At 66.9% G+C, this 12,974-nt stretch carries 11 protein-coding genes, 1 other RNA gene and 1 riboswitch; of the genes, 4 read left to right on the top strand and 8 right to left on the bottom strand.

What is annotated here, in order from left to right:
• Positions 1-26: 26 nt before the first annotated feature.
• Positions 27-1,520, bottom strand: coding sequence for an aldehyde dehydrogenase (locus QO207_RS05010; RefSeq protein ID WP_301531460.1), 1,494 nt, complete (start codon positions 1,518-1,520; stop codon positions 27-29).
• A 295-nt stretch (positions 1,521-1,815) separates the two neighbouring features.
• On the opposite strand from QO207_RS05010, the gene QO207_RS05015 reads away from it, so the two are divergent.
• The 4 genes from QO207_RS05015 (at position 1,816) to QO207_RS05030 (ending at position 4,567) form a co-directional block, all read left to right on the top strand.
• Positions 1,816-2,562, top strand: coding sequence for a FadR/GntR family transcriptional regulator (locus QO207_RS05015; RefSeq protein ID WP_301531461.1), 747 nt, complete (start codon positions 1,816-1,818; stop codon positions 2,560-2,562).
• Positions 2,563-2,668: 106 nt separating this feature from the next.
• Positions 2,669-3,424, top strand: coding sequence for a cache domain-containing protein (locus QO207_RS05020; protein ID WP_301531462.1), 756 nt, complete (start codon positions 2,669-2,671; stop codon positions 3,422-3,424).
• Positions 3,425-3,485: 61 nt separating this feature from the next.
• Positions 3,486-4,157: a YceH family protein gene (locus QO207_RS05025; RefSeq protein ID WP_301531463.1), complete on the top strand. Its 672-nt coding sequence runs from the start codon at positions 3,486-3,488 to the stop codon at positions 4,155-4,157.
• A 107-nt stretch (positions 4,158-4,264) separates the two neighbouring features.
• On the top strand, positions 4,265-4,567 hold the full coding sequence (locus QO207_RS05030; protein ID WP_301531464.1) for a hypothetical protein: 303 nt from the start codon (positions 4,265-4,267) through the stop codon (positions 4,565-4,567).
• A gap of 60 nt (positions 4,568-4,627) precedes the next feature.
• Here the strand turns inward: QO207_RS05030 and ssrA are convergent.
• From ssrA to QO207_RS05065, 7 genes are all read right to left on the bottom strand, one after another.
• Positions 4,628-4,985, bottom strand: a transfer-messenger RNA (tmRNA) gene (gene ssrA, locus QO207_RS05035).
• A gap of 74 nt (positions 4,986-5,059) precedes the next feature.
• Positions 5,060-5,737 (bottom strand): type 1 glutamine amidotransferase domain-containing protein, encoded by a 678-nt coding sequence (locus QO207_RS05040; RefSeq protein ID WP_301531465.1) that lies wholly within the window; start codon positions 5,735-5,737, stop codon positions 5,060-5,062.
• Between the two features lie 87 nt (positions 5,738-5,824).
• Positions 5,825-6,838: a sodium:calcium antiporter gene (locus QO207_RS05045; protein ID WP_301531466.1), complete on the bottom strand. Its 1,014-nt coding sequence runs from the start codon at positions 6,836-6,838 to the stop codon at positions 5,825-5,827.
• Positions 6,839-6,890: 52 nt separating this feature from the next.
• A riboswitch (yybP-ykoY riboswitch) is annotated at positions 6,891-7,062 on the bottom strand.
• A 37-nt stretch (positions 7,063-7,099) separates the two neighbouring features.
• The gene (locus QO207_RS05050; RefSeq protein WP_301531467.1) at positions 7,100-10,384 is read right to left on the bottom strand and encodes a carboxyl transferase domain-containing protein; all 3,285 of its coding nucleotides are present in this window, start codon (positions 10,382-10,384) and stop codon (positions 7,100-7,102) included.
• A 159-nt stretch (positions 10,385-10,543) separates the two neighbouring features.
• Positions 10,544-10,810, bottom strand: a complete 267-nt coding sequence (locus QO207_RS05055) for a hypothetical protein (RefSeq protein WP_301531468.1) — start codon at positions 10,808-10,810, stop codon at positions 10,544-10,546.
• 90 nt (positions 10,811-10,900) lie between these two features.
• Positions 10,901-12,298: a HAMP domain-containing sensor histidine kinase gene (locus tag QO207_RS05060; protein WP_301531469.1), complete on the bottom strand. Its 1,398-nt coding sequence runs from the start codon at positions 12,296-12,298 to the stop codon at positions 10,901-10,903.
• The gene (locus QO207_RS05065) at positions 12,295-12,972 is read right to left on the bottom strand and encodes a response regulator (RefSeq protein WP_301531470.1); all 678 of its coding nucleotides are present in this window, start codon (positions 12,970-12,972) and stop codon (positions 12,295-12,297) included. Before QO207_RS05065 ends, QO207_RS05060 begins: the two co-directional genes overlap by 4 nt.
• Positions 12,973-12,974: the final 2 nt, after the last annotated feature.

Raw genomic sequence — 12,974 nt, forward strand, 5'->3', positions numbered from 1 at the left:
CCAAACCTCTCGTTTTCCGGATCGCGTTACAGCTTGATCCAGGTCGCCTTCAGCTCGGTGTACTTGTCGAAGGCGTGCAGCGACTTGTCACGGCCGTTGCCCGACTGCTTGAAGCCGCCGAAGGGCGCGGTCATGTCGCCGCCGTCGTACATGTTCACCCACACGCTACCAGCGCGCAGGGCGCGGGCGGTGAGGTGGGCCTTGGAGATGTCGCGGGTCCAGACCGCCGCCGCCAGCCCGTACTGGGTGTCGTTGGCGATGCGGATGGCTTCCTCGGCGTCCTCGAACTCGATGACCGAGAGCACCGGGCCGAAGATTTCCTCGCGGGCGATCTTCATCGCGTTGCTCACGCCGTCGAACAGGGTCGGCTCGACGTAGGTGCCGCCGGTTTCTTCCAGCACGCGCTTGCCGCCGGTGAGGATCTTCGCGCCTTCGTCCTGGCCGGCCTGGATGAAGCCCAGCACCTGCTCCAACTGACGACCGTCGACCAGCGCGCCGACGTTGGTTTCCGGGTCCAGCGGGTGGCCGGCTTTCCAGCCCTTGAGCGCTTCGACCACCAGCGGCAGAAATTTCGCCTTGATCGACTTCTGTACCAGCAGGCGCGAGCCGGCGGTGCACACTTCGCCCTGGTTGAAGGCGATGGCGGCAGCGGCGGATTCGGCGGCGGCCTGCAGGTCCGGCGCGTCCTCGAAGACGATGTTCGGGCTCTTGCCGCCGGCTTCCAGCCAGACGCGCTTCATGTTCGATTCGCCGGCGTAGACCATCAGTTGCTTGGCGATTTTTGTGGAGCCGGTGAACACCGCGGTGTCCACGTCCATGTGCAGCGCCAGGGCCTTGCCGACGGTGTGGCCGTAGCCCGGCAGTACGTTCAGCACGCCGGCGGGGATGCCGGCTTCGATGGCCAGCTGGGCGATGCGGATGGCGGTCAGCGGCGAACGTTCGGAGGGCTTGAGGATCACTGAGTTGCCGGTGGCCAGCGCCGGGCCGAGTTTCCACGCGGCCATCATCAGCGGGAAGTTCCACGGCACGATGGCGGCGACCACGCCCACCGGCTCGCGGGTAACCAGGCCAAGCTGGTCGTGGGAGGTGGCGGCCACTTCGTCGTAGACCTTGTCGATGGCCTCGCCGCTCCAGCGCAGGGAGTCGGCGGCGCCCGGCAGGTCGACATTCAGCGAATCGCCGATGGGCTTGCCCATGTCCAGGGTTTCCAGCAGCGCCAGTTCCTCGGCGTGCTCTTCCAGCAGGGCGGCGAAGCGGATCATCACGGCCTTGCGGGTGGCCGGCGCTTCCCGCGACCAGACGCCGGAATCGAAGGTGCTGCGGGCGCTCTGCACGGCGCGCTCGGCGTCGGCTTCATCGCAACTGGCGACCTTGGCCAGCAGGCGGCCGTCCACCGGGCTGATGCAGTCGAAGGTTTCGCCGGAGGCGGCGGCAAGGTACTCGCCCTGGATGAAGGCACGGCCCTCGATCTTCAGGGCCTTGGCGCGGGCTTCCCATTCGGCGCGGGTTGGCTGGCTCATGCGTATCGCTCCTCGTTGTTGCTGTTGTTGGCGGAGACGGCCTGCGGACCGTCGCTGGCAAATACATTTGAAACCATATCTTATGTTTTTGCGGTTGCCAATACAGGTCGAAAAATGAACGTTTGAAAGGGCTTTTCGTGGCAAAAGACCTTGCTGAAAGTGCGGAAAGCGATTTTAAAATATGGAGACATAGTTTTTGCGAAGCCGCAGCCGGGCTAGTCGGTAGACTTCGCTATCAACCCAGGAACAGGAATTTGCCGCGCAGGAAGCGTCCGCGCTCCGCGCATTGCCGCCTATGAACGAATTCAGGAAAGTCCGCCCCGCCAGCTTCATGCGCCTGCGCCAGGAAGGGCGCACCGAGGAGGTCGCGCGCCGGCTGGTGGAGATGGTCGACCTCGGCCTCTACGCCGAAGGCGAGCAACTGCCCAGTGAAAGCGAGCTGGCCATGCAGTTCGGCGTCGCCACCGTGACCCTGCGCGATGCCCTGGCGGAGCTGCGCGAGCGCGGGGTGATCGAGACCCGGCGCGGGCGCAATGGCGGCAGCTTCGTCTGCTCGCCGCAGCACAGCTCCGAAGACGCCCTGCTGGGGCAGCTGCGCCAGATGAGCGCGCTGGAGCTGCGTGACCTGGGTGACGAGCATGTCGCCATCGCCGGAGCTGCCGCGCGGCTCGCGGCGCAGCGCTCCACCTCCGACGAACAGGCACGCATCGCTCAGTACCTCGACGCGCTGGCGAACGCCACGACCCGGCAGGAACAGCGCCGCGCCGACGCGCGCTTTCATATCGAGATTGCCGTCGCCGCCCAGTCCGTGCGCCTGACCCATGCGGAAACGCGCCTGCAGGCGGAAATCGGCGAATGGCTGTGGCTGCCGGTGGATGGTTTCCCTGGCGCAGCGATCATCGTGCAGGAACACCGCGCCATTCTCGAAGCCATCAGTGTCGGTGACTCGAACCTGGCTGGCGCGTTGGCCGAGGCCCATGTCACCCGTGGCATCAAGCGGCTGATCAACCTGCGCCTGAGCCTGCTGGCCGACGACGGCTGACTGGCACAGCGCTTGCTGCTTTCCCGACGCGTCCGGAAGGGCGCAGGCAACGACTCACCGTGGGCCTCTCTGGCCTGCGCGATAACAAGAACAGCGAGGCCCGGTCATGTCCATCGAACACCCCACGGATGAACTTCAGCACTGCGCCGAGCGCATCGACGCTTCCATCCGTAACGTTTTCCAGCGTCTCGACGAGCTGGCCGGCGATGTCGTGGCGATCTGGCGCACGCTGGCGGAGGAGGGCAAGCGCCCGTCCTCGAAGGACCTCGGCGTACTGCGTCCGCGCATCCAGCACGACCTCACCGATGACGGCACGCGCCTGCACGGCACCGGCGTGGTGATCGAACCGGGCGAACTGGCCGACCAGGAGATGTACCTGGAGTGGTGGTACCACGGCCGCGGCGACAAGGTCGTGCCCATGAGCCTGAACTTCAACCGGCGCAGCGAGAGCTTCTACAACTACCTCAACATGCCGTGGTTCTCCCGTCCGCGCGCCAGCGGGCAACCCTCGGTGGTCGGGCCCTTCGTCGACCTCTACGGCACCGACCTGTACATCCTCGCCTTCTCGGTGCCGATCCAGGTGGACGGTCGTTTCATCGGCGTCGCCGCCGCCGACATCGCCTTGCATGAATTCGAAGGCGTGCTGCTGGGCAGCCTGATGCAGATGGGCCACGAGGCACTGGTGGTCAACGGGGAAGGTCGTGTGGTTGCGGCGAATACCGCCAACTGGTTCACCGGCGACCTCGCCCGGCGCACCCTGGGGCGTGATGCGCAGGGACGCGAGCAGGAGCTGGCAGCGTCGTTCTCGCACTGGGCAGTCATTGAACGACCGCTGAACCGCCGCCTTGCCGGTGCTGCCTGAGGCTGCCAAACGCGAAGTAAACGGCTAGGCTAGGGCGGTTCCCTCATCGACGGATACCGCCATGAGCCAGTCGCTCGACACCCTCTCCGACTTCGAACCCCTGAGTGCAACGGATGCCCGCGTTCTCGGGTGCCTGATCGAAAAGCAGCTCACCACACCCGAAGCCTACCCGCTGACCCTCAACGCCCTGGTCACCGCGTGCAACCAGAAGACCAGCCGCGACCCGGTGATGAACCTCACCCCCGGCCAGGTCGGCCAGTCCCTGCGCCACCTGGAAGGGCGCGAGATGACCCGCCTGGTCATGGGCAGCCGCGCCGACCGCTGGGAGCAGCGGCTGGACAAGGCGCTGGAGCTGGTCAAGCCGCAGGTCATCCTGCTCGGCCTGCTGTTCCTGCGCGGCCCGCAGACTCTCAACGAGCTGCTCACCCGCAGCCAGCGCATGCACGACTTCGATGACACCGAGGAAGTCCGCCACCAGCTCGAGCGCCTCGCCGGCCGTGGTATGGCCGTGCAACTGGATCGCCAGGCCGGCCAGCGCGAAGACCGCTACATGCACCTGCTGGGCACCGAGGAAGACCGTGAGGCTGCCATTGCCGCCAGCGGTAGCCGCGCTTCCAGCGAACGCAGCGACGGCGGTGGCCAGGACGAAGGGCGCCTGGTCGAACTGGAAGCCCGCATCGCCGCCCTGGAGGAGCGCCTGGCGCTGCTGGAACTGGGCGTATCACGAGACTGAGAATGCGTGCGCGCAGCTCGACCCAGGTCAATCTGCGCACTGCTAATTCAGCGTTAAGATTTGCCGCCGATAGTCAGGCTAGATCCTCGCTGCCCCCGGAGCGCCCCATGAGTCGTAAACCCTCCCAGGCCCAGCTGAACGCCGTGCTCAGCCAGCTCACGGAAACCGACTTCAAGTCCATCGCCGACCTCGCCGGCCCGCGCGAGGCGAACCTGTTCGCCATCCGCGAGCTGTTCCGCCAGGGGCTGATCAAGGGAGTGCTGATCGATGATCCCTTCGGCGCCGAGGATGAGGAGGGGGCGCTGCTGTGCAATGCAGAGCGGTTGCGGTTGCGCAAACCTTGCGTGGAAAGAGTGATGGATGAGCAAACCGAACCGCTGATGCCGCGGCTGGGCTTTCTGACGCTCTAGGCAAATCGCGGGCAAGAAAAAAGGCGCTGGGCTTGAGGCGCAGCGCCTTTTCTTTGGATTTGGTGGAGCCGGGGGGATTTGAACCCCCGTCCGCCAGTTCTCCGCTGTCGGTTCTACATGCTTAGCCATCTCTACTAGGTTAACTCCTCGCGGCCCGAGTGGCAGGGCGCTTGGAGCGAGCTGTATGAGTTTTAGCCGTTACGTCTACAGCGAACTTGGCGGCGATCCTGTTCTATATGACAGACCTAATCTTCGGGTTTACAGGCATCCCCTAGGGTCTGCTAGCGGCACTTAGGCTGCTAGGGCGTAGTTGTCGTCGTTGGCAACTATAAAGTTGTGGCAGCTGATTTACGAGAACTGTCACCTACTCGGCATGCCCCTAGAGTTTTGTTACCGGCGTCGAATCCTAATCGGCCCCAAAACCTGTCAAGGTCGGGAGTCATTCTACGGCAAAGCCGCCCCGATAGCCACCCGGGGCGGCGCAAGCCGTTGTCAGCTCAGGAATTTCAGCACTGCCTCGGCCACGGCCTCGGAGGACGCGGGGTTCTGTCCGGTGATCAGGCCGCGGTCCACCTCGACGTGGCTCTGCCAGTCCGGGCCCTTGCTGTAGCGGGCGCCGTTGGCCTTGAGCATATCCTGTACGAGGAAGGGCACCACGTCGGTGAGGCCGACGGCGTCCTCTTCGCTGTTGGAGAAACCGGTGACGTGCCGCCCCTGCACCAGCGGCTGGCCGTCCAGCCCACGCGGATGGCGGAACACCGCCGGGGCGTGGCAGACGGCGGAGACGGTCTTGCCGCTGGAGTGGAAGGCTTCGATCAGCGCCACCGAGGTGCGGTCCTCGGCCAGGTCCCAGAGCGGGCCGTGGCCACCGGGGTAGAACACCGCGTCGTAGTCTTCGGCCTTCACTTCGCTGAGCTTCACCGTGCTGGCCAACGCGGCCTGGGCTTCGCTGTCCTGGCGGAAGCGCTCGGTGGCCGGTGTCTGGGCGTTCGCCTCGTCGCTCTTGGGGTCGAGCGGCGGTTGGCCGCCCTTGGGCGAGGCCAGGGTCAGGCTGGCGCCGGCATCCTTGAACACGTAGTAGGGCGCGGCGAACTCCTCGAGCCAGAAGCCGGTTTTCTTGCCGGTGCTGCCGAGCTGGTCGTGGGAGGTCAGGACTACCAGGATTTTCATGCTCACTCCTTCGGCGTATCGCTAGTCGTGCGGCTGCCGCCGAAACGGCAGCCCGGACTGGTCAGTGTAGGCAATACGCCGCCTGCGTCAGCGCGACAGGGTGATACCCAGATAGGCGGCGTACAGCACGCCGTTGAGCAGCAGCACCCAGATCGGCAGGCCGCCGCCGCGCTGGGCGTTGATCCGCAGCCAGAGCGAGGCGCCGAGGGTGACCAGCACGCCGGTGAGCACTTCGATGCGCGGCTGCCAGGGCGTCAGCAGGATGCCGATGGCGGGCAGCAGGGTGCCCTGGAAGACCATGGCGCCGCTGATGTTGCCGAAGGCCAGGGTGTCGCGGCTGCGGCGCACCCAGAGGATGCTGTTGATCTTCTCCGGCAGCTCGGTGGCGATGGGGATGATCAGCAGCGACAGCAGCAGTGCGGAGATGCCGAGGATGTGCGATAGGCCTTCGACGCCGTGGATGAAGCCCTTGGCGCCCAGCACCAGCAGTGCCAGGCCCAGCAGCAGCTGCAGGAAGATGGTGGCGAGGTTGGTCGGCAGGCCGATGCGCGACAGGTACATGTGGTGGTCGGCTTCGGTGCCGTGGCCGTCTTCCACCAGGCCCTGCGAGGCGCGGATGGTCAGGGTGATGTAGCCGACGTAGGTGAGCACCAGCAGCACACTGAGGGCAATGCGCACGGACTGCAGCTCAGCAGGCACGAACATGGCGATGGTGGCGAAGCTGAAGGCGACCAGGAAGAAGTTGAGGTCGCGCTTGAGGCCCGTGCGTTCCGGGCGGATACGCCCGAACAGACCGCGGGCGCGCCAGGCGGCGATGGCCATCAGGCAGGTGGACAGCGTCGACAGCATCAGCGGTGCGCCAAGGATGGCGCCGACGCCGACTTCCTCGTTGAGGGCGGCGTTGCTGGTGCCGGCGAACAGCGCCAGCAGCGGGATCAGGGTTTCTGGCAGGGCGGTGCCGATGGCGGCGAATAGCGAACCGGTGACGCCTTCGGAGATGCCCAGGCGTTCGCCAAAGTGCTCCAGGGCGTTGGTGAAGAGTTCGGCGGCGATCAGGATCACCAGCAGCATGCCGAGCAGTTCAAGGACGAAAGTCAGCATGCGCGCAGCTCCAGAAGGATGGAGCGAAGAGTGGGATGGTGCATCACGGTGAAGCTCCCGGCCGGTATAAGTACCCATGACCACGCATCTCCCCGGCCGTTGCGGAGATCACGTGGTCAAAGGTCTTGCCAGGCAAAGCTGCTGACGACGCCATGGCCTGCGGGCCAAGTGTGTTGACGTCGCCCCCGTCGCTAAACGGTCGGCTACTCCCCAATGACGCCGCGCATTCTAGCGGATCGGGCGCGTAGCTCAACCCATGTGTCACCAGGTATCGATCAGCGGGCGCTTTTTCCCCTGGCGCGCGGCGGGCTTCGGCGTCGATGCCAGCCCGCGCAGCAGCCAGCGGCGGGTGTCGGCCGGATCGATGACGTCGTCGATCTCCAGGTAGCTCGCCATGTTCAGTCCCTTGCCGTTGCGGTAGGCCGCGGCGACCAGTTTGTCGAACAGTGCCTGGCGCTCCTGGGCGTCTTCCACGGCGGCCAGCTCCTTGGCGTAGCCGAGGCGGATCGCTCCTTCCAGCCCCATGGCGCCGAACTCGCCGCTGGGCCAGGCGACGGTGAACAGGGCGGCGTGGAAGCTGCCAGCGGCCATGGCCTGGGCGCCCAGGCCGTAGCCCTTGCGCAGCACCACGGTGAAGAACGGCACGCTGAGGCTGGCGGCGGTGACGAACATGCGCGAGACGTGGCGCACGGTGCCAGTCTTCTCTGCCTCGAGGCCGACCATGAAGCCGGGGGTGTCGCACAGCGAGATGATCGGCAGGTCGAAGGCGTCGCACAGCTGCATGAAACGTGCGGCCTTGTCGCCGGCCTCGGCATCGATGGCGCCGCCCAGGTGCATCGGGTTGTTGGCGATCAGGCCGAAGGGCTTGCCTTCGATGCGCACCAGCGCGGTGACCATGCCGGCGGCGAAGTGGCGGCGCAGTTCCAGCACCGAGCCGTTGTCGGCCAGTTGCTCGATGACCTGGCGGATGTCGTAGACGCGCAGGCGGTTCTCCGGCACCGCATGGCGCAGCAGGCGCTGGTCAGCGCATTGCCAATCAGTACTGTCGCCCTGGAAGTAGGCGAGGTACTGGCGGGCAATGCGGGTGGCTTCGATCTCGTCCTCCACCAGCACATCGATCACCCCGTTGGCGCTCTGCACGTCGCTGGGGCCGACTTCCTCCGGGGCGAACTTGCCCAGGCCGCCGCCCTCGATCATTGCCGGGCCGGCCATGCCCAGGCTGGTATCGCGGGTGGCGATGATCACGTCGCAGCAGCCCAGCAGAGCCGCGTTGCCGGCGAAGCAGCGACCTGAGACCACGCCCACCAGCGGCACCAGCCCGGAGAGCCGCGCCAGGCCGACGAAGCTCATGTTGTCGAGCCCGGCCACGCCGACGAAATCGGTGTCGCCCGGCCGCCCACCGCCGCCTTCGGCGTAGAGCACCAGCGGGATGCGCCATTGCTCGGCGAGGTGCAGCATGCGGTCGGTCTTCTTGTGGTTCATCACGCCCTGGGTGCCGGCGAACACCGTGTAGTCGTAGGCCAGTACCAGGCAGCGCGCCTTCTCGTCGCCGAACTGCGCAGCATTGATGCTGCCCAGGCCGCTGACCAGGCCGTCGGCGGGGCTGCTGGCGATCAGTTCCTCGACGCTGCGGCGCCGGCGCTGGGCGGCGATGGCCAGCGCGCCATATTCGATGAAGCTGCCGTCATCGAGCAGGTCGGCGAGGTTTTCGCGGGTGGTGCGCTTGCCGATCCGGTGGCGTTTGGCGACGGCATCCGGGCGGCGCTCGTCGAGGCCGATGGCGTGTCGTTCGAGGACTTCGGCGAGGTCGGCGCGGATTGCGTCGAGATCAACGGTGGCGCTGCTTGCATGGTCCTGCGCTTCGATGTCGGCGGGCTCGACGAACAGCAGCGCGTCACCCTCGCCGAGGCTGTCGCCGGGCGTGGCGGCGAGGCTGTGGACGATGCCGCTGGCGCTGGCCTTCACCTCGAATTCCATCTTCATCGCTTCGACCACGGCAATGGTCTGGCCCTGGGCGACGGCGTCGCCAGTGGCCACGTTCAGGCTGACCAGTACGCCAGCGCTGGGCGTGGCCAGCGGGATGCAGCCGGCCGGCGCTGCGCTGCTGCGCTGGGTTTCTGCGGTGGCGCCGGCATGGCTGAAGAAGCGATGCGGATGCGCGTGCTCCTGCGCACCGAGCAGCGTGGGCAGGTGCTCTTCGATGTAGCGGGTGGTGACCAGGTTCTCGGCCACCGCGCTCTGGCGCAGCAGGTTGAGCAGCAGCGGGATGTTGCTGGCCACGCCTTCCAGGCGGAACTCGCAGAGGGCGCGGTAGGCGCGCTGCACCAGCTGTGGATAACCGCCGTTGCCGTGGACGATCAGCTTGGCCAGCAGCGAGTCGTAGCCGGCGCTGTTACGGTAGCCGGCATAACCGTAGCCATCCACGCGCAGGCCGGGGCCGCTGGGCGGCTCGTAGGCGCTGAGGGTACCGCAGGCGAGGTGCGGCGTGCCGTCGCTGGCGAGGCTTTCCAGGTTGATCCGCAGTTGCACGGCGTGGCCGCGCGGTGCGGGGATTTCGGACTGGGTCAGATTCAGCTCGGCCAGACTGGCGCCAGCGGCGATGCGCAGTTGCGCCTGGACCAGATCAATGCCGGTCACCGCTTCGGTGACGGTGTGTTCCACCTGCAGGCGCGGGTTGGCTTCCATGAACACGAAGTCGCCGCTGTCCTCATCGAGGAGGAACTCGAAGGTGCCCAGGCCGCGATAATTCACGGCTTCGGCCAGACGCACGGCGGCGGCGAGAATGGCGCCGCGCAGGCGCGGGTGCAGGTTGGGGCTGGGGGCGATCTCCAGCAGCTTCTGGTTGCGCCGCTGCAGGGTGCAGTCGCGCTCCCACAGGTGGCTGACGACGCGGCCATCGCCGATCACCTGCACCTCGATATGGCGCGCGCGCTGGATCAGCCGTTCGACGTAAAGGCGGTCATCGCCGAAGGCCGCGCGGGCCTCGGCCTGGCAGCGTGCGTAGGCATCGGCGATTTCCTCGACGCTGTGCACAGCGCGCATACCGCGCCCACCGCCGCCGGCCAGGGCCTTGATCATCATGCCGGCGCCGCCGGGCAGTTCACGGAAGAAGCGTTCGGCGTCGTCCTGCGAAGTGGCGCGGTTGCTGCCGGCAGCCAGTGCTACGCCGTGGTCGCGGGCCAGGTCGCGGGCACGGGCCTTGTCGCCGAAGACGTCGAGTGTCTCGGCTGCGGGGCCGACGAAGGTCAGGCCGGCGGCTTCGCAGCGGCGGGCGAACTCGGCGTTCTCTGAGAGGAAGCCGTAGCCCGGATGCACGGCGTCGCAGCCGTGGGCCAGGGCGATATCGATGATCTGCTGCTGGTCGAGGTAGGCGCTGGCGCCGCGGCCCTTGAGGGCGGCTGCCTGATCGGCCTGACGCGTGTGCAGCGAGGTGGCATCGTCTTCGGCGTAGATGGCCTGCGACTGGATACCCAGCTCGGCAGCGGCGCGGGCGATACGGATGGCGATCTCGCCACGGTTGGCGATGAGCAGGCGGGACACGGGCATGGCGATTCCGTTTGTGATTCTTGTGATGGGAATCGCTACATCTTAGGTGGCGGGGCAGGGCGCGGAATCATGTGTTCCGTCGCGAATGCCTGGGGCTTCGCGGGCCTTATGGGCGGAGATGGCGGTGGCTGGGCGAGGTGCCAGCCACCGCGTCGGGGATCACCCGTTGGCTCCACCGCCGCCGCTGTTGTGCTTGAGCAGCTGCAGGGCCTTTTCAGTCTGCGCGATGCAGGTCTTGGTGTTGCCGTCAGCCTGGGCCTGGGCGGCCTTTTCCTGCAGGCGCATGGCCTGCTCCTGGGCCTGGGTGTTGTTGGTGGTGGTTTTCACCGCGTCATCGACCTTCTGCAGGTTGTCGCTGCACAGGTCGGCGGCGAAGGCCGGGGAAGCCAGCAAGGCGGCGGTAATGAGCAGGGCGGCGCGTTTCATGGCAGTACTCCTGTCAACTTGACCGTTGTCGCGGCTCGCTTGAAGCGGGCCGTGAAGGGTGGACTGCCAGGTTTGCCGCCGGGTTCAGGATTATTGGGCGACGCTGGTCGGGAGCTCCACGCACACGCCCAAGCCTGCACCTTCCAGGCCTTCGTGCAGGCTGATGCGGCCGTGGTGGATTTCCACGATGCGCTTGACGATGGGCAGGCCTAGGCCGCTGCCGGGGCTGCTGGAAACGCTCGGGCTGCGGTAGAAACGGGTGAAGATCGCCGCGTGCTCGGCCGGGGCGACCCCCGGACCGTTGTCGCGGACCCAGAGCACCACCTGCTGCTCGTCGCTGCTCAGGGTCACTTCCACGCGGCCGCCTTCGGGGGTGTAGCGCAGCGCGTTGCCCACCAGGTTGGTGAGCATCAGCTCCAGCCAGGGCGCGACGCCCTGCAGGCTCCCTCCCTGGCTGTCGAAGGTCAGGTCGATGCCCTTGTCGATGGCCTGCGGCGCCAGCTCGGCGATGGTGTCCTCGGCCAGCAGACCGAGGTTCACCGGGCGGAAGATTTCATGCAATTCCTCGGCATCCAGGCGCGCCAAAAGGAGAATCTGCTCCATCAGCGCGCTGATGCGTTCGACGCTGCGGCTGACCTGCTGCAGGCCGTGGGCGTGGGCGGCCGGGTCGGAGGAGCGCAGCGCCACCTGGGCATGGGTGCGCAGGCTGGCCAGTGGTGTGCGGATTTCATGGGCGGCGTCGCTGGTCAGCCTGCGCTCGGCCTCCATCGCGGTATTCAGGCGTTCCAGCAGCAGGTTCAGCTCGCTCACCAGGCTGTGCACTTCCACCGGGGCCCGGTTCAGCGCCAGTGGATGCAGGCTGTGGGCGCTGCGGTGGTGCACCTGCTCGATCAGGCTGCGCAGTGGTGCGAGGCCCTGGCGCACGCCGAACCAGACCAGCACGGCAAACAGTGGCAGTGCCAGCAGCAGCGGGAAGAGTGCGCTGAACAGCAGCAGGCGCAGGGTCTTGGAGCGGAAGTGCAGGTCTTCGTAGACCCAGATGCGGATCTGGTCGGCGCCGGAGGACTCGATCTGCAGCACCCGGTAGTTCACGCCGCCCTGCTGCAGGTCGGAGAAGCCCAGTGGCTGGGTGTCCAGGCCCGCGGGCGGGCGCTCGGTAGTCAGCAGGGGTTCGCCCAGGTACCAGATGGAGTAGCCGAGGGTGGCCTCGCGGTGGATCAGAGGCAGGCCTTCGATGGCCTTGCGGCTGCGCGAGAGGATTTCCCCCGGTGGCGTCGGCTCGGCGTCGATGGAGTCGGCGATGTCGACCAGGCTCAGGGCCGCCTGGCCGAAGTCGATCATGTCCTGATCGTAGAGGTGGTTCACCTGCTGGCGGGTCAGGTGGTAGGTGAACAGGCCGGCGACCAGCCAGAGCAGGGAGACGCCGCCGATCAGGGTCAGCAGCAGGCGGCGACTGATGGAGCCGGCGCGGCGTGGCGTGCCGCTCAAGCTCGCGCGGCGCCGTCGGGGCGGTCGATGCCGTAGCCGATGCCGCGCACGGTGCGGATCAGGCTGTTGCCCAGCTTGCGCCGCAGGTGGTGGATGTGGACTTCGATGGCGTTGCTTTCCAGGTCGCCATCCCAGCCGTACAGCGCCTCCACCAGCCGCGCGCGGGAGAGCACCTTGCCGCGCTGTTCCAGCAGCAGGCGCAGCAGGGCGTATTCGCGCGGGGCCAGGTCTACCGGCTCGCCGCTGAGGCTGACCTTGTGGGTGGCCGGGTCCAGCGCCAGTTCGCCGTGCTGCAACAGCGGAATGGCGCGGCCGGTGTGGCGGCGGGTGAGGGCGCGGACTCGGGCGAGCAGCTCGTCGAGGTCGAAGGGCTTGGTCAGGTAGTCGTCGGCGCCGGCGTCCAGGCCGGCAACGCGGTCGGCCACCTTGTCGCGCGCGGTGAGGATCAGCACGGGCGTCAGATCGCCGCGCTTGCGCAGCCCGCGCAGGACTTCCAGGCCGTCCTTGCGCGGCAGGCCGAGGTCCAGCACCAGCAGGTCGAACTCGTCGGTGGCCAAGGCCTGTTCGGCGGCCACGCCATCGCTCACCCAGTCCACGGTGTCGCCTTCCAGGCCCAGGCCGGCGCGGATGCCGTCACCCAGCAACTGGTCGTCTTCTGCCAACAGGATTCTCATCT

This window comes from Pseudomonas sp. CAN1 (assembly GCF_030462585.1).
Classification (GTDB): domain Bacteria; phylum Pseudomonadota; class Gammaproteobacteria; order Pseudomonadales; family Pseudomonadaceae; genus Pseudomonas.